The organism is Streptomyces sirii (assembly GCF_045690365.1).
Taxonomy (GTDB): domain Bacteria; phylum Actinomycetota; class Actinomycetes; order Streptomycetales; family Streptomycetaceae; genus Streptomyces; species Streptomyces sirii.
Window position 1 is genome coordinate 3,566,881 of record NZ_CP147982.1, and the last position, 14,814, is coordinate 3,581,694.

Consider the following 14,814-nt stretch of genomic DNA (forward strand, 5'->3'; position numbering starts at 1 on the left):
AGGGTCGGCCCGGAAGGGCCTTCCGGGCCGGCCGATGGGGGACGGCCATCGGGCAATTTGGTCGATCCTCCAAGAACGAGGTCCAGTCTGCAAGACCCCGTTCACGGACTGGACCGTTACTGAGGGGTAGTAACGATGCCGCGCTCCTTTGCCGACCGGGGACCGGGGGCCGCCGCCTCGCCCTGCCTGCTTCGCTCGCCCTGCTCGCCCTGCTTGCCCTGCCTGCCCCGCTGGAGCAGCGCCCGCTCGCACGCCGTCCAGGTCGTCGTCGTCACCATGTACAGCCCGGCGGCCAGCGGCAGCACGGCGACCGTGATCAGCGTGCCGAAGGACAGCAACGGCAGCACCTTGCCCATGGCGGCCATCCCCGGGGCCGCGGCCGGGCCCGCGGCCGGCGTCGGTGCCGCGGCCGCCGCGGCCCGCGCACGCCGGTAGTTCCAGGTGGCGACCGCCGCGATCAGCGCGAACAGCGCGAGGTAGACCAGCCCGTGCGGACCGAAGGGGCCGCCGTCGGCGAGCGCCTGGCTCCAGTGGCCGCCGAGCGGCGCGCCCAGCAGCGTGTGGTCGAGCAGCCCGCCGCCCGCGGTGGAGAAGAGGTGGTACATCACGAAGAAGACGGGCAGCTGGAGCAGGGTCGGCAGACAGCCGGCCAGGGGCGAGGAGCCCGTCTTGGCGTACAGGTCGGCCATCGCCTTCTGCAGCCGCTCCGGGTCGCGCTTGTGCTTGCGCTGCAACTCGGCGAGCTGCGGGGCGAGCGCGGCCCGGGCCTTCTCGCCGCGGACCGCTGCGCGGGCGAGCGGGTGCAGCGCGGCGCGTACGGCCAGGGTGAACAGGACGATGGCCACGGCCGTGGCCGCGGTGCCGAAGAACGGTTCGATCGCTTGGGCGCCGCGCGCCAGCGCATCGCCGAGGAAGCCGAAAACGGACATGGGTGAGCCCTCCACGGGTCTCGTCGTACCGGGATGTGGATTCGGCGTGACGAGCCGCGCGGACGCGGAAAGCGGTCCGGAAGCAAGAAGGAAGAGGAGCGCGGTGAAGAAAGAGAGGAGCGCGGTCCGGACGTGCGTCTACGCGGTCGTCGGGAGGGCGCGGCCCGGTGCCCTCGGCCGCGGGCGCCCGGCCGCATCGGGATCGCGCTGCGGCAGGAACGCCGTACGCCGCTCGCGATCGCGGATCGCCGTACGGATCCGGCCCGGTGGGACCGGCGGCGCACCCGCCGCGATCAGGAAGGCGCTGCACAGCAGCAGCACCGCGGCGGTGGTCGCGGCGGCGGTCAGGGCCGTCGCCAGCCCGCTCTGCGCGAGCAGGAGCCCGCCCAGGAAGAAGAAGAGCGCGCAGGTGTACAGGCGCCAGGCGTCGACGATGCGATACATCCGGTCCCCTCCCCGCGTCCGGCCGGCCGGCAAGACTTGTCGTCTTCCGCTCAAGAGTAACCGGAGATCTGGGCAGCGGGCGGACCGACCGGTAACTTGCCCCCTCCCTGCCGTCGGGACGGCAGGGGACCAGGGGGGAATCAAGGGGGAACACCTAGGAGGTGCTGTGCGCGACATCAGCGTTCCGGCCCTGGCGGCTCCACTGCGGACCGGCGGTCTGGCCGACTCCGTCTTCGACACCGCCGCTCACCAGCCGGACTTCGTCCAGCTCGCCCGTCGCGAGGACCGCGCGCCGGGCGGCTGGGAGGAGGTGTCGGCGAAGACATTCCGCGACGAGATCATGGCGCTGGCAAGGGGGCTGCTGGCGGAGGGCGTCCGGCCCGGCGCCCGGGTCGCGCTGATGTCCCGCACCCGCTACGAGTGGACGCTGTTCAGCTATGCGCTGTGGGCGATCGGCGCCCAGCTGGTCCCGGTCTATCCGACCGCGTCGGCCGAGCAGCTGCGCTGCATTCTCAACGGGTCGGCGGTGACCGCGATCGTCGTCGAGCACGAGGCGCACGCCATGACCGTGGCGGAGGCCTGCGACGAGCACTCCCGGCTGCGCCGGCTGTGGCAGCTGGACCTGGACTGCGTGGCGCGGCTGACGGAGGAGGGCACCCGGCTGCCCGAGGCGGATGTGCACCGGCTGCGGCACGCGGTCACCCCGCGCAGCACCGCCGCGATCGTGCACACCTCGGGCACCAGCGGGCGGCCGCGCGGCTGTGTGATCACGCACGCCAATCTCGCCGCCCAGTGCGACACCCTCTACGCGGGCTGGGGCGGGCTACTGGCCCCGCCCGGCGAACGCCCCTCGCTGCTGGCCTTCCTGCCCTTCGCGGGCGTCTACGGGCTGATGGTGCAGGTGGCGTGCCTGCGCGGCGGGGTACAGCTCGCCCACCAGCCCGACGCGTCCTCGGACGAACTGCTGCCGGCCCTGGCGTCGTTCCGTCCGACGTTCCTCTTCGCGGTCCCGTACGTCTTCGAGAAGATCTGCGCGCACGCCCGGTGGGCCGCGGAACAGGCGGGCCGGCGGCGGACGTTCGACGCGGCGATGACCGTGGCGGTGCGCTACGCCGAGGCGCTCGCAGCAGAGGCTCAGGGCACCGGGCGCGGCCCCGACCCGGTCCTGCGGGCCCGGCACGCCCTCTACGACCGGCTGGTGTACTGCCGCATCCGGGAGCTGCTGGGCGGCAGGGTGGCCACGGCCGTCTCCGGCGGCTCACCGCTCCTTACGGAGCTGGCGCTGCTCTTCGCCGGCATCGGGATCACCGTCTACGACGGCTACGGCCTGACGGAGACCAGCGGCGCGATCACCGTGCAGCCGCCCGGGAAGGTGCGGTTCGGGACGGTGGGACTGCCGCTGCCGGGCAGCGCGGTGCATCTGGCGCTGGACGGCGAGGTGTGGGTGCGCGGTGCGGTGGTGTTCGCCGGCTACCTCGACGGCGGGGAGGGCACGCCGGGCAGCGGGCTGTACGACGGCTGGCTGCCGACCGGCGACCTCGGGCATCTGGACGAGGAGGGCTACCTGGTCATCACCGGGCGCAAGAAGGACATCATCATCACCAGCAACGGCAAGAGCGTCGCCCCCCAGGGACTGGAGCAGCGGCTGTGCGCCCATCCGCTGATCTCGCAGTCGGTGGTGGTCGGCGACAACCGGCCGTATGTGACCGCGCTGATCACCCTGGATCCGGAGGCGCTCGCGCACTGGCGGCGGCTGCGGGGCGACACCGGCGAGGACGGCGGCAGCGGCTCGGGGCCGTCGCCGCAGGAGCAGCTGGAGGCCGAGGTGCGGCGGGCGGTGGCCCGGGCCAACGCGTCGGTGTCCAGGGCCGAGTCGATCCGGGCGTTCCGGGTGCTGCCGGGCGAGTTCAGCCAGGAGTCCGGGCTGATGACGCCGTCGATGAAGCTGCGCAGAGCGGCGATCGTACGGGCCTACGCGGCGGAGATCGACGCCCTGTACGCGCGCGGGGAGCGCGAGGCGCCCGACACCCGCAGCGAGCGCCGACGGTGGGCGGCGGCAGGCCTGTACGCGCGCTGAGCGCAGGGGCGTCCCCCGCACGGACGGGTCCGGGCCCGCACGCGGCACCGTAGCAGTGTCGCGGCGGGCCCGGCCGTTATTTGTCCAGGGGTGAGAACCCCGGCCTAAAGCCCCGGTCCGGCCCCTAGCGTCCGGTGGCATTCCAGTAGGGACGAACCGGGAGGCCGTGTGCGGTCGATCCTCAGCAACTCCGCAGCATCCGGGCGAACCATCGCCACCGGACTGGTCGTCGCCGCGCTCGTGGCCACGCTCGCGGCGGTGCTGCTGCCCGTGCAGCTCTTCGGTGAGACCGCGTCCGCGGCGACCAACACCGTCGCGTACGACGACGACGGCGGCGGGACGGTGAACACCCGCTACGGTCCGCTGACCGCGATGGACCGCGACTTCGTGCGCAAGGTCAGACTGGCCGGGCTGTGGGAGCTGCCCGCGGGCCGGCAGGCGCAGGAGCGCGGCACGACCGCCGCGGTGCGCACCGCGGGCGACCATCTCGTCGCCGGGCACACCGAGTTGGACCGGCGGTCGATCGAGGCCGGGCGGGCGCTGGGCATCCAGCTGGCCAACCAGCCCACTCCCCAGCAGCAGGGCTGGCTGGCCCAGATGAGCGCCGCTCAGGGCGACGACTTCCCGCCGGTCTTCGCGGAGCTGCTGCGCCGGGCGCACGGCAAGGTCTTCGGCCTGGTGGCGATGGTCCGCGACCAGACCCAGAACTCCATGGTGCGCGCCCTGGCCAACCGGGCCAACACGGTGGTGCTGGACCACATCACGGTCCTGGAGAAGACCGGCCGGGTCGACTTCCACACGCTGCACAGCAGCTGAGCCCCCGCGAGGCCCCGGGCGACGGCGCTCCTCCCCTCCCCTCTCATCCCCTCACCCCCCTCATCTCCTCGGACGAAGCGAAGTGATCTCATGAGGCAACGGCAGCAGGCCCAGTCCCATAAACGCTCGCGCCTGACGAACAGAATGCTGGTCGCCGCGGCCGCGCTCCTGCTCGGCGGCGGTGGTCTGGCCGTGGTCGCCACCACGGCGCTGGCCGGCAACAACGCGCCCGACGCGGCGGCCGGCCATCCGCACATGGTGACCGCCACCACCGTCTCCTGCCCCGACGTGGGCCAGAAGCTGCGGAAGGTGCCGCGCAGCGCCCAGCTCCAGGTCTCCAAGGGGCTGGCCTCGCTCGACCGCCAGGTCTCCGACGCGTACCACAGGATGACCGAGGGCGCGGGCGACGAGATCCTCGCCCGGCTCAAGAAGCAGCGGTCCAGGACGATCGGCACGATGGTGACGGCGATCGCCAAGGACGCCACCCGGCCGGACTATCTGCTGAAGATGAGCGGCTGTACGACCAAGCCCACCGGCGTGGACGGCCAGGCCGCCGCCAAGTCCACCAACGACGGCTGGAACCAGAACCAGCAGCAGTACCCCAATCAGAGCCAGCCCCAGGACCCGAACCAGAGCCAGCCGCAGGACCCGAACCAGAACCAGCAGCAGGGGCAGGTCCAGGGGCAGGACGGCGGGCAGCAGCAGCCGGGGCAGGTGGGCGGCCCCTCCCCCGACGACTTCGTCGACATCACCACCGTCCAGCCCAACGCGGGCGACCCGCCCTTCGCCGCTCCCCAGGGGAACAACGCCTCGACCGGCACCTTCACCACCGAGTGCGGCCGCAACGAGGACGGGCACTTCAACTCCGACAACGTCATCGTCACGCCGGGCGTCAGCAACGGCGCCCACCACACCCACGACTACGTCGGCAACAAGGCCACCGACGCCTTCGCCGACGACCGCAAGCTCGCCGACTCCGACACCACCTGCCAGAACGGCGACCAGTCCACCCACTACTGGCCGGTGCTGCGCAAGCTGGACGGCACCTCGGAGCAGAAGCCGGGCGCCGGCCACGACGGCAACAACGGCTCGGTGCTGACCCCGGCCTCGGTCAACCTCACCTTCCGTGGCAGCCAGAGCGGCCAGGTCCGGGCGATGCCGCGCTTCTTGAAGATCATCACCGGTGACGCCAAGGCGTTCACCAACGGCACGAAGAACGCCAACGCCTCCTGGAGCTGCACCGGTTTCGAGGACCGCCAGCTCAAGGACAAGTACCCGCTCTGCCCCCAAGGCTCCCAGGTCGTACGCACCTTCGCCTTCCAGAACTGCTGGAACGGCCGCGACATCGACAGCGCCAACCACCGCGACCACATGACCTTCTCGGACCAGAACGGCAACTGCCCGAGCGGCTTCACACCCGTCCCGCAGCTCGTCCAGCGCATCACCTACGACGTCCCGCAGGGCAACAGCTTCGCCGTCGACAGCTTCCCCGAACAGCTCCACAAACCGGTCACCGACCACGGCGACTTCATCAACGTGATGCCGGACGACCTGATGAACAAGGCCGTCAACTGCATCAACAGCGGGCGTGAGTGCCGCTGACACACCCCAAAAGCAGGGGCCGGTCCGCCGTGCGGCGGACCGGCCCCTGCGCGTGGCCGCCGGCGGCACGGGCGCGCAGCGGGCCGTCACTTCCTCGGCAGGCCCAGCTCCCGCAGCCCGTAGTGGCGGATGCCGTCGGTACGCAGTCCGGCCGCGCCGCCGCGCAGCACCCAGAAGCCGCCGCGGCGGTAGGCCGGACCGCTGAACGCGGAGCCGGTCAGCAGGTCCGCGCAGCCGTCCCGCTCACCGTCCAGGAGCTGGAGGGTGGCGCCGAACCGGGTCCTGTCGGCCGCGCCCGGAAGGTGCTTGTCGTGGTACGTGATGCGCTGCACGGCGCGCATCCGGGCGCCGTCCTTCGTCGCCTCGAACCGGGAGACCAGGAGATTGCGGGTGGTGCGGTACTTGCCGGTGCCGAGGGTGGACACGGCCTCGGCCCGTCCGTCGCCGGTGAGGTCGCCGGTGACCATGGACGCGCCCATGTGGTCGACGTGCAGGCTGCGGATGCCGGGGCGGAACCCGTGCGGGCCGCCGCGCACCATGGCCCGGCCGCCGCCCTTCGGGGCCGCTTCGGGCAGCAGGGTGTCCGGGTAGCCGTCCGCGTCGTAGTCGGTGCCGGTCCAGACCTCCGCGCTGTACTCCCCCGGGGGCGCGGCGGCCTCGACCATGCCGTCCCCGGCGGTACCGCGCAGCCAGCGCAGGCGGTGGTGGATGCCGCCCTCGTCGTCGTCCTCGGGGTCGTCGGTCTCGGTGGCCAGCAGCAGGTCGGTGCGGCCGTCGGCGTCGATGTCGGCGGACCGCAGCGAGGAGTAGTAGCCCAGGTCGGGGGCCTCGCCCCGCACGGTGACGGCGCGGGTGGCGGCGGGGCGGCCGTCGGCGGCGAACGGGCCGTAGAGGATCCGCCCCAGCTCGCCCGGCGCCCTGCCCGGGACCGGGGCGAGCACATCGGCACGGTCGTCGCCGTTGAAGTCGCCGATCGCGGTGGGCGCGGACTGGGTGTGCGCGGGGCCCTTCGGGTACGGGACGGCGACCGGCTCGGTGCCGAGCCCGCGCGGGCCGCCCCGGAACAGCACCATGGAACCGGTGTACTTGTCGACGTACTCGTTCTTCGGGATCCGCTGCTCGGCGAGCACGTCCGTATAGCCGTCGGCGTCCAGGTCGGCGGGGTAGGTGGCGACGAAGCCCTCCTTCCACCTGCCGCCGGAGCCCGGCGGCACCACACCGTCGGCCAGTGGCCGCCCGGTGGGCCGCAGCCCGCCCCGGCCGCCCATGAAGACCGCGAGCGGGCCGATGCCGTCCCTCAGGACGACCGGCGGGACGGCCCCGGCGGTGATCGGCTCCCCCCGCACGATGTCCACCGCGTCGGGGTAGCCGTCGTCGTCGAAGTCCGCCGGGCGGTCCCAACCCTCGGCCCGCTTCCGGGAGTCGGCGGCCCCCGAGGGGCAGCCGGCGCCGGCGCTCGGGGCCTTTCCGCCCGTACCGCAGGACGCAAGGGTGAGCACGGCCACGACACCCACGACCACCGCACTGATCGCTCTCATGCGGGCCGATTATGCGCCATGTCCCCATCAACATCACCACCCCGATCGGCATCTCCCGGCACGGCCCGGTAGCGTGGTGCTCTTCGGGCCGCCCACGCCCCGGAGTCCCCGAAGGCGTACGCCATGACCCATCCCGGCCAGACCCCCGACGCGACCGGCGCACAGCACCGTCTGACCGCCGCACTGGACCGCCTCACCGCCGTCTTCCGTGGTATGACCGCCCACCCCGACGAGGACAACTGCACGTGCCACTGGGGCGGCGCGGAAGAGCTCGCCCTGCTGAAGGTGCCGGACGTGGAGCTCGACCCCGACCTGCTCAAGCGCACCTGGCAGGCCGTCGACTGGACCTACAAGGCGGCGATGCTGCGCCGCATCCTGCCTCAGTTCGCCACCGCCCTGACCGACGGCCGCATCAAGCCCCTCTTCGGCCTGGAGGAGGCCGGACTCGTCTTCCACCGCGCCGGGTGGCAGCAGTGGCCCGCCGAACAGGCCGCGGCTGTACGGGAGTTCCTCGACGCCTGGTGGGAGCGCACCCTCACCGACCCCGACCCCTCCGTGCCCTCGTACCAAGTCCTCGCCCTGACCGCCGAAGCGTCCGGCACCCTCGCCCCCTGGCTGCGCGCCTGGGAGGCCCACACCCACCCCACGGCCGACCGGCATCTGGCCCAGGCCGTGGACCAGTGGGAGTCCGAGCTGCTGCGCGACGAACTGCCCTGGGACACCTGGCACGACAAGGAAGCCACCCGCGCCGAGCTTGCGGCCTGGCTCCTGCGCCACGCCCCCGCCCGTCTGCGGTCCCACGGCGCCCCCGACGACCTGCTGCACCGGATACGGCTGCTCGGCCTCACCGAATCCGACCGCTGGGACGATCCGCACTGGCCCGGCTTCTGATTCCCGCACCGTGCGGCGATCGCCACATCGGCCTGTTCTTTCTGTTCTTCGCGGCCGCCCCCGCGTAGATTCCAGACGTGGACTGGGGGACGCTAGTGGCGACGGTCAGCGGTGGCTCGATCGCCATATCCGGGACCGTACTCGCCGACTATCTGCGGCACCGCCGCGAGGACGACCGCGGCGCGGGAGCGCGCCGACGCGCGCTGTACCTCGACTTCATCCGCGCCGCCGGAGTGTGCCATGCGCGGCTGCGGCGGATCGCCCAGGACCCGGACGCCGAGGTCGACTTGGAGGCCGCCACCCGGGCGGCGATGGACGACGCCGGGATCCATGAGGTGCGCGAGAGCCTCTTCCTCGAAGCGACCACCGCCGTCGCCGGCGCCGGCCAGACGATGTTCGAACGGCTCCGCACCCTGCGGCGGGTCGTCGCCGAAGGGGCCGCGCAGGACTCACCGGCCTTCCACGACGCCTACCACCCCTACATCGGCGCGGTCTGGGCCTACCGGGTGGCCGTACGGCGGGAACTCGAAGGACAGCCGCTGTCCCCCGCGGAGTTCGGCTGGGCGGACTGGGACGGCACGGACCGCTGCGCGGTCTGCCGGCAGACCGCCGTCCAGGGCGTTTAAGCGGACAGCGAAAGGAACGGGATGGACCGCCACATCCGCACCGTGGACGACGTACTGAGGCTTCTGGACGGCCTGTTCGCGCCGGAGGCCGACCGTACGACTCCGGCTGCTTCCACCATCTCCCGCCGCACCGCCGGATCAGCTACCTCGCCCTGCTCGACCGGGTCCTCGCCCCCGGCGGCCATCTCGCCCTGGCCTGCTTCGCGGCCGGCGCGATGGGCTCCGAACTCCCCGACGGCGACTTCTACCGCACCTCCGGCCTCCAGGGCGGCCTCGCCTACACCCCCGCGGATCTGCGCCGGATCTTCAACGACCTGACGGAGCGGGAGCTGCGCCGGATGCGCGACGAGCCGGCCGACTCCCCGCACTTCGGGGAGCCCTTCCTGTGGACCGCCCTGTTCCGCCGCGACCCACCGCGCCCCCGGGCGGGCGGCGGCGCCCGCCCGGGAGTCGGCTGAAGCGGGCGCTCGCGGCGGGGAGGGAAGAAACCTCCGCGGCCGGGGCTCTTTTCGGGCCGTATCGTCGCGAGGCGGCCCACCGCGCCGGCCCCGGCGACGTGTGCGGGCGCCGGGGCCGTGTGGGGTGGTGTCACCTTGGATCAGGTTGCCGAGGAATCAGCGAACGGCCCGGACCATCGCGGTCAGGACCGGTGAGGCGGCTGACGGCCGGCTGTTGCCGATGTCCCTGTAGCCCCAGGCCTCATACAGCCGGTGCACCTTTCCCTCTCCGGCAAGCGGGTTGACCATCAGGGTGACGTACGGCTCATCTCGCCCGACGAGGAGGGCGTCATGGATGCGACGGGCCGTTCCGGTGCCGCGCCACGGAGCGCGAACGCCGATCTCTTTGAGGGCCACGGCGTTCCGGTCGGTGTATTCGGCTGCCGGGGCAGGACTTACACGCCTCCACCACCGGTCTTCAGCGTCGATGGTGTTGGCATAGGCGTAGCCGACGGGTTCGCCCTGGTCATAGCCGAGAATCGCTACCCATCCGGCCTCCTCGGAGTGACGGTCGAGACGCTCGGCGAAGGTGGCGACCGCATAGTTCGGAAGGTGCAGGAGGTCCGCGCGAACATCGGCGTACACGTCCAGGAGGTCCTGCCGAGCCGATTCAAGTGTGGGGAATGTGCGTAGCTCGATCACGGACGTCATAGCGTTTCCTTCCAGGTGGCGCGGGCGTACTGGCGCCACGTGCGAGTGGCCGGGCTGTTCGGCGCGACGGTACGGATCTGGGTGTCGAAGTCTCGGAGCATCTGAGCGACGCGAGGGTGATGGGCAGCGGCCTTGACCGGGACCGACATAGCGGTGACAGCGGCTGGTTCCAGATCGCCTTGCCCGAGTTGAGCGCTCGCAAGCCGAGTTGTGGCAATCGCCTTCGACCGCTGCATGTGGGGGCGAAGAGCTGCCAGACACCGATGCGCGTGCGCTTCGGCCGTCTCGAAATCACCGAGCGCGAGGTGCGCGCAGAGCGCGAGCGAATCCAGCTCCGCCTGGTCATAGAACGAGGTCATCCACACCGGCCGGTAGGCGGCAGGATCAGCGCGGTTCATCGCTTCCTGGGCCTGGTCGAAACTGCGCCGAGTGGCCGTAGCCCTGTGGGCCACGCCATGGATGGCTGCCTGTCTGGCCAGCCCGAGGGAGGCGAACATGGGGTCGCGGCGGGTGAGGGACAGGTTGCGGGCGACATCGTTCGCGGCGATGGCTTCGGTGGGACGCCCCATGTGCCGGTACAGCGTTCCGGCATGCGACCAGATGCGGAATTTGATCGCGGGGTCAGCTGCCAGCTCGGCGAGTGCCTGGGCTTCACACATGTGGCCGATCGCGTCGTGGTAGCGCCGGCCGTCGATCGCCGCCCACATCGCCGAGGACCGGAAGGCCGCCGCGCACCCGTATAAGTGGGCGCGGACTCGCTGACTCGCGCTCCCGGAGTTCTGGAGAGCCAGGGCTTCATCGGCGAGAGCGGCGGCCTTGTGTTCAATGCCGAGCTGGCCGCCGTGACGATGGTCACTTGCGATGATCTCGGCAAACCGGTGCTGCAGTCGCTCGACATCGGTCGTGCCGATGCGGCGGGGAGAGGCGAACGCGGACGTGGCGGTGACGGCAGCGACGGCTGTCCCGGCTGTAACGAAACGGCGGCGATTCACGGGGTCCTCCTGCGGTGGTGCGGGGCGAGACGAGGCCCGGCCCCGAGGCACGAACCCTAAGGCCGTGGCAGGCAGCCCGGTGATCTTCTCCAGCGCTGCCCGGGTCGCCGACTTCGGCCACCGCACGCGACCCGCCTTCCAGTCGCGAACCGATGAGCCATCCAGTCCCCCGACCCTTCCGGTGAGGTCACCGACTGCGGCATTCACCGCCTCGGCCAGCGAATTGGAGCTGTGGCCGTGCTCGTCCATCCACGCTTCGAGGACCGTATTTCGCGTGGTGTCCATCTACGCACAGTAGCGCCGGACCCCACGCACCGTCAGGTAAGCGAAAGGTCAAATCGCCCTAGGGAATTCGATGCGAAGGCCGCCTGATCGCCCTCATCAGACTGCCCTGGCATCGCGTTAGCTGGTCATGAGCCGCCTGCGGCGCGTTCGGGATCCGTGAGGCATTCCCCGGCGTTGCGACGGCTTCGCGGACCCGCCGGTGACGCCTCACCGACGCCTGTGCCAGCAGCGACCCGGAGGACTGATCAAGATGCCGCCGACTGCACCGACCACCCCTCGTGGCCAACTCATGGATGCCACACGGCACCCCCGGTCGGCACACGCCACCTTGCCCCACCCGAAACCATTACCTCCCGCAGCCCGCGCCTTCCGTCGCCGGCACGGCGACCCTCTCGGCTGGGACTCCGGCGAGTGGGCCTCCTACCTCAACCCGGGAGGCGCGTCGTGACCCCTGGGTGGGACGCCGTTGCGGCCCCGAAGGCGTGGACGGTCGACGAGATCACAGGTAACGCGTGCCCACGCTGTCACCACGTCTACAGCCTGGTCCGGGAGAAGATCACCGGCCCTGGTGGACAGCACGTGTGCGGGGAATGCGCGCAAGCGCTCCACATTCCCACCGGGGCGGAGGCCGCCCGGTGAGTTCCGGCAAGCTTCCCAAGGTCGGTGACGAGGTCGAGTACGCACCAGGGCGGCTGGCGATCGTCACCGACATCCGCGAAGGCCGTCCCTACCTACGGAGATCAGCAGTCAGTGAGTGGCCGGCACCGGACTCCGACGCGTTGCCTGTGAAGCGGACGCGCGAGGAGCGGATCGCGGCTGGTGACTTCTGGTGAGTGGGGTCATGCGCCGCGCGACTGGCCCTGAAGGGCCCTGGGCTCCCCCTGGCCGTGCGCCTTCAAGCTCCCGCCGGACCCACAAAACATCGCCTCCTTGACCAGCTGATGGCGCGTTCGGGGAATGGGGATCAGGGCCACCGTGATCCCCCGCCCGCGCACCTGAGACTCCCACCGCGCCGCGGTCCCGCGGCACTGCGGGAAGCCGACCACCGCTGTTCGCCTTGAGAACTGCGGTCGGCAGCACCATCCGCCATACCTGCTTCGGCAGGCAGTTCCGCTGATATCTCGACCAGACGGAGGAGATCATGAACACCCTGCACATGTCCGACGGCGGCAAACACGGCGGTGAGCCGGAGGACAAGCCGTGGACGCCGCCGACGCCGAGCCCCGACGGCGACCGTCCCAAGGTGGCATGAGCCGATGACCGATCCCCAACAGGGGCACGCCGTGCTCGTCCAGTCTTTGGACGAGCACGGCCTGTTGGCCCCCGAGTGGCGTGCGGTGTGGGAGCACACCCCACGCGAGGCGTATCTGCCGGAGAAGGTATGGCGGCAGGACCGCGACCGGTGCCGCCCGATCACCACCGCCGAGGAGAGAACCGCCTTCGCGTGTTCCGACGAACCTGTCGTCACACAGGTCGATGACGGAGCTGAGAACGGTCCCGGTGTCGCGACCGCCTCCAACTCCATGCCGTCGATGGTGGCGAAGATACTGCACATGCTCGACGTGCGTGACGGGCACCAGGTTCTGGAGATCGGCACCGCCACCGGCTACGTCGCCGCACTTCTCTCGGCGCGCCTGGGCGATCAGAACGTCACGAGCGTGGAGATCGACGCGTCTCTGACAGCGCAAGCGGAGAGGTTCTTGTCGGCCGCTGGGTACCGGCCGAATCTGGTCGTCACCGACGGAGAACACGGATGGCGGGCCGGTGCACCGTACGACCGGATCGTGGTGACCTGCGCCCTGCGGCACATCCCCTACGAACTGATCGAGCAACTCCGGCCGGGTGGGGTACTGGTGGCGCCCCGGATGAGCGACTTCTGGTGCGGCGCCCTGGTCCGTCTCACTGTCGGCGATGACGGCACAGCGTCGGGCTCGTTCGCGGGAACCGCCACTTTCATGCCGATGCGTTCGCATCGCGGCACTACCCGCGTCACCCCGGACACCTCCTTGCCACGTTCGCGGGCCGGTGAGGTCTTGCCACAGGAGATGCTCACGCCCGGATTCGCGCTGTACGCGGGGGCCCGTCTTCCAGGGGTCACGCTCACTGAAGGGAGGGAAGGCGCAGACCTGCGCGTGTGGGTGCATGACGGTCAAGGGTCGGGTGCGATCGCGGACGCCGACGGATCGGTCACCGAGTTCGGGCACCGCAATATGTGGGGCGATGTGGAGGCGCGCTGGCGCGAGTGGGACACGTTGGATCGCCCGGTCGACAGTGACATGGGGCTGACGGTCACCAAGATCAGTGAACGCGTTTGGGTCCGGAGATCCACCGACGTCGTGGTGCCGGTCGAGCATCCTCCACTGTCGCGGACCAGACCGCTCTAGTCGCGCACCAGCACCAACGGGCCCCGCTTCGGCCGACCGAGCGGGGCCTTGGCATTTCCCGCGGTGCGGTGGTGCGACGCGGCCCCCACCTCGTCCCCGGCACGGCGCCGGGGTGGGGGTGGGGGTGGGCGCCATGCCCCAAGAGGCAATGACGCCCACGGGCCGTAGGCCCTCTCACGAACAGCACCGTGAGGACACCCCCCGTTTCCTCATAGCCCGTTCACCCGGGCCTCCCGGGCCACGCCGAGTGGTCGGATGGAGGAGGCGACGGTGCGGGCCCGGCGCCCGGCGCGGGCGCGGTAGGAGCGGACATGGGCCATCAGCCGGCGGCTGCGGAGCGCCATTTCGAGTTCGAAGCGGGTGCGCGGGTCGCGCAGGACCGGGCCGAAGAGCTTTTCGATCTGGCGCAGGCGGTAGCGGACCGTCTGCGGGTGGACGTGCAGGAGCTTGGCGGCCTCGGGCGCACCACCGCCCTCCAGCCAGGCCAGCAGGGTCACTTCGAGACGTTCGCTCTGACGCGGGGTCAACTCCTCCAGGGGGCCGAGCCAGCGCGAGGTGAGGGCGTCGGCCAGGGACTCGTCCTGCAGGAGCAGCAGCGCCGAGAGATGGTCGTCCACGAAGGCGGGGCGGGTCTCCGGGCCGACCCGGCCGGGGGCCAGGGTGAGCAGGTACCGGGCCCAGCGGAGGGACGAGGCGGTGTCGGTGGCCGGTACGACGTGGCCGACGGCCGCGGCGCGGCCCTTGAGGGCCGCCTCCAGGCGGGGCCTGGTCTGGGTGGCCGGGTCCGGGACGAAGAGGCAGGTGTAGCCCTCGACGGTGCCGATCAGTGCGTGCCCCAGCGCCGCGGCGAGTTGGGGCGCCTCCGCGGGGGTGGCCAGCACGACCGCCTGGAGGGTGTCGGGGACCGGCCAGCCGGCCGCCCGGGCCAGTTCGTGCAACCCGTCGTCCGGCAGCTCGCGTTGGCCGGCGAGGACGTCGAACAGATCCTGGCGGGCCCGTGCGACGGGCATCGGGGTGACTACGGATGATACGGCCGGACGTTTACTTTCCGACTCTTTCTGGTAACCCAGTACTGTCAGCAG

Annotated in this window: 13 protein-coding genes and 1 pseudogene; 8 read left to right on the forward strand and 6 right to left on the reverse strand. The window is 71.3% G+C overall.

Features of this window, described 5'->3' with window-relative positions; genetic code table 11:
• Nucleotides 1-116: 116 nt before the first annotated feature.
• Nucleotides 117-929 carry a YidC/Oxa1 family membrane protein insertase gene (locus WAB15_RS15980; protein ID WP_407286674.1) on the reverse strand — a complete coding sequence of 271 codons (813 nt, stop codon included), beginning with the start codon at nt 927-929 and terminating at the stop codon, nt 117-119.
• 138 nt (nt 930-1,067) lie between these two features.
• Nucleotides 1,068-1,373: a DUF6412 domain-containing protein gene (locus WAB15_RS15985; protein ID WP_407286675.1), complete on the reverse strand. Its 306-nt coding sequence runs from the start codon at nt 1,371-1,373 to the stop codon at nt 1,068-1,070.
• Between the two features lie 166 nt (nt 1,374-1,539).
• On the opposite strand from WAB15_RS15985, the gene WAB15_RS15990 reads away from it, so the two are divergent.
• The 3 genes from WAB15_RS15990 to WAB15_RS16000 all read left to right on the forward strand — a co-directional run bounded on the left by WAB15_RS15990 (nt 1,540) and on the right by WAB15_RS16000 (nt 5,868).
• Nucleotides 1,540-3,450: an AMP-dependent synthetase/ligase gene (locus WAB15_RS15990; protein WP_399146903.1), complete on the forward strand. Its 1,911-nt coding sequence runs from the start codon at nt 1,540-1,542 to the stop codon at nt 3,448-3,450.
• A gap of 168 nt (nt 3,451-3,618) precedes the next feature.
• A complete protein-coding gene (locus WAB15_RS15995; protein WP_393486537.1) occupies nt 3,619-4,266 on the forward strand; it encodes a DUF4142 domain-containing protein in 648 nt (215 codons plus the stop codon).
• A gap of 90 nt (nt 4,267-4,356) precedes the next feature.
• Nucleotides 4,357-5,868, forward strand: coding sequence for a DUF1996 domain-containing protein (locus WAB15_RS16000; protein WP_407286676.1), 1,512 nt, complete (start codon nt 4,357-4,359; stop codon nt 5,866-5,868).
• A gap of 86 nt (nt 5,869-5,954) precedes the next feature.
• Here the strand turns inward: WAB15_RS16000 and WAB15_RS16005 are convergent, their stop codons facing one another.
• The gene (locus WAB15_RS16005) at nt 5,955-7,406 is read right to left on the reverse strand and encodes a hypothetical protein (protein WP_407286677.1); all 1,452 of its coding nucleotides are present in this window, start codon (nt 7,404-7,406) and stop codon (nt 5,955-5,957) included.
• A gap of 123 nt (nt 7,407-7,529) precedes the next feature.
• Between WAB15_RS16005 and WAB15_RS16010 the strand changes: the two genes are divergently transcribed.
• The 3 genes and pseudogenes from WAB15_RS16010 to WAB15_RS16020 form a co-directional block, all read left to right on the forward strand.
• Complete coding sequence (locus WAB15_RS16010; protein WP_407286678.1) at nt 7,530-8,297, forward strand: hypothetical protein; 768 nt, start codon at nt 7,530-7,532, stop codon at nt 8,295-8,297.
• Between the two features lie 77 nt (nt 8,298-8,374).
• Nucleotides 8,375-8,923 carry a CchlQ gene (locus WAB15_RS16015; protein WP_407286679.1) on the forward strand — a complete coding sequence of 183 codons (549 nt, stop codon included), beginning with the start codon at nt 8,375-8,377 and terminating at the stop codon, nt 8,921-8,923.
• A 95-nt stretch (nt 8,924-9,018) separates the two neighbouring features.
• A pseudogene (locus tag WAB15_RS16020) lies at nt 9,019-9,381 on the forward strand (SAM-dependent methyltransferase); the annotation flags it as partial.
• 156 nt (nt 9,382-9,537) lie between these two features.
• On the opposite strand, the gene WAB15_RS16025 reads toward WAB15_RS16020, so the two are convergent.
• On the reverse strand, nt 9,538-10,071 hold the full coding sequence (locus WAB15_RS16025; RefSeq protein WP_407286680.1) for a GNAT family N-acetyltransferase: 534 nt from the start codon (nt 10,069-10,071) through the stop codon (nt 9,538-9,540).
• The gene (locus tag WAB15_RS16030) at nt 10,068-11,348 is read right to left on the reverse strand and encodes an XRE family transcriptional regulator (RefSeq protein ID WP_407286681.1); all 1,281 of its coding nucleotides are present in this window, start codon (nt 11,346-11,348) and stop codon (nt 10,068-10,070) included. Before WAB15_RS16030 ends, WAB15_RS16025 begins: the two co-directional genes overlap by 4 nt.
• 635 nt (nt 11,349-11,983) lie before the next feature.
• Here WAB15_RS16030 and WAB15_RS16035 point away from each other — a divergent pair.
• Together WAB15_RS16035 and WAB15_RS16040 are read left to right on the forward strand one after the other, a co-directional pair.
• Entirely contained in the window at nt 11,984-12,181 is a 198-nt protein-coding gene (locus tag WAB15_RS16035; RefSeq protein ID WP_407286682.1) for a hypothetical protein, read from the forward strand.
• A 423-nt stretch (nt 12,182-12,604) separates the two neighbouring features.
• The gene (locus WAB15_RS16040) at nt 12,605-13,732 is read left to right on the forward strand and encodes a methyltransferase domain-containing protein (RefSeq protein ID WP_407286683.1); all 1,128 of its coding nucleotides are present in this window, start codon (nt 12,605-12,607) and stop codon (nt 13,730-13,732) included.
• 209 nt (nt 13,733-13,941) lie between these two features.
• On the opposite strand, the gene WAB15_RS16045 is transcribed toward WAB15_RS16040, so the two are convergent.
• On the reverse strand, nt 13,942-14,742 hold the full coding sequence (locus WAB15_RS16045; RefSeq protein WP_399146911.1) for a PucR family transcriptional regulator: 801 nt from the start codon (nt 14,740-14,742) through the stop codon (nt 13,942-13,944).
• Nucleotides 14,743-14,814: the final 72 nt, after the last annotated feature.

What these genes read in the sequence shown, in the direction of transcription:
- WAB15_RS16010 (WP_407286678.1), top strand. Translation starts at nt 7,530, where the DNA reads ATGACCCATCCCGGCCAGACCCCCGACGCGACCGGCGCACAGCACCGT.
- WAB15_RS16045 (WP_399146911.1), bottom strand. Translation starts at nt 14,742, where the DNA reads ATGCCCGTCGCACGGGCCCGCCAGGATCTGTTCGACGTCCTCGCCGGC.
- WAB15_RS16005 (WP_407286677.1), bottom strand. Translation starts at nt 7,406, where the DNA reads ATGAGAGCGATCAGTGCGGTGGTCGTGGGTGTCGTGGCCGTGCTCACC.
- WAB15_RS16000 (WP_407286676.1), top strand. Translation starts at nt 4,357, where the DNA reads ATGAGGCAACGGCAGCAGGCCCAGTCCCATAAACGCTCGCGCCTGACG.
- WAB15_RS16025 (WP_407286680.1), bottom strand. Translation starts at nt 10,071, where the DNA reads ATGACGTCCGTGATCGAGCTACGCACATTCCCCACACTTGAATCGGCT.
- WAB15_RS16040 (WP_407286683.1), top strand. Translation starts at nt 12,605, where the DNA reads ATGACCGATCCCCAACAGGGGCACGCCGTGCTCGTCCAGTCTTTGGAC.
- WAB15_RS15985 (WP_407286675.1), bottom strand. Translation starts at nt 1,373, where the DNA reads ATGTATCGCATCGTCGACGCCTGGCGCCTGTACACCTGCGCGCTCTTC.
- WAB15_RS15980 (WP_407286674.1), bottom strand. Translation starts at nt 929, where the DNA reads ATGTCCGTTTTCGGCTTCCTCGGCGATGCGCTGGCGCGCGGCGCCCAA.
- WAB15_RS16030 (WP_407286681.1), bottom strand. Translation starts at nt 11,348, where the DNA reads ATGGACACCACGCGAAATACGGTCCTCGAAGCGTGGATGGACGAGCAC.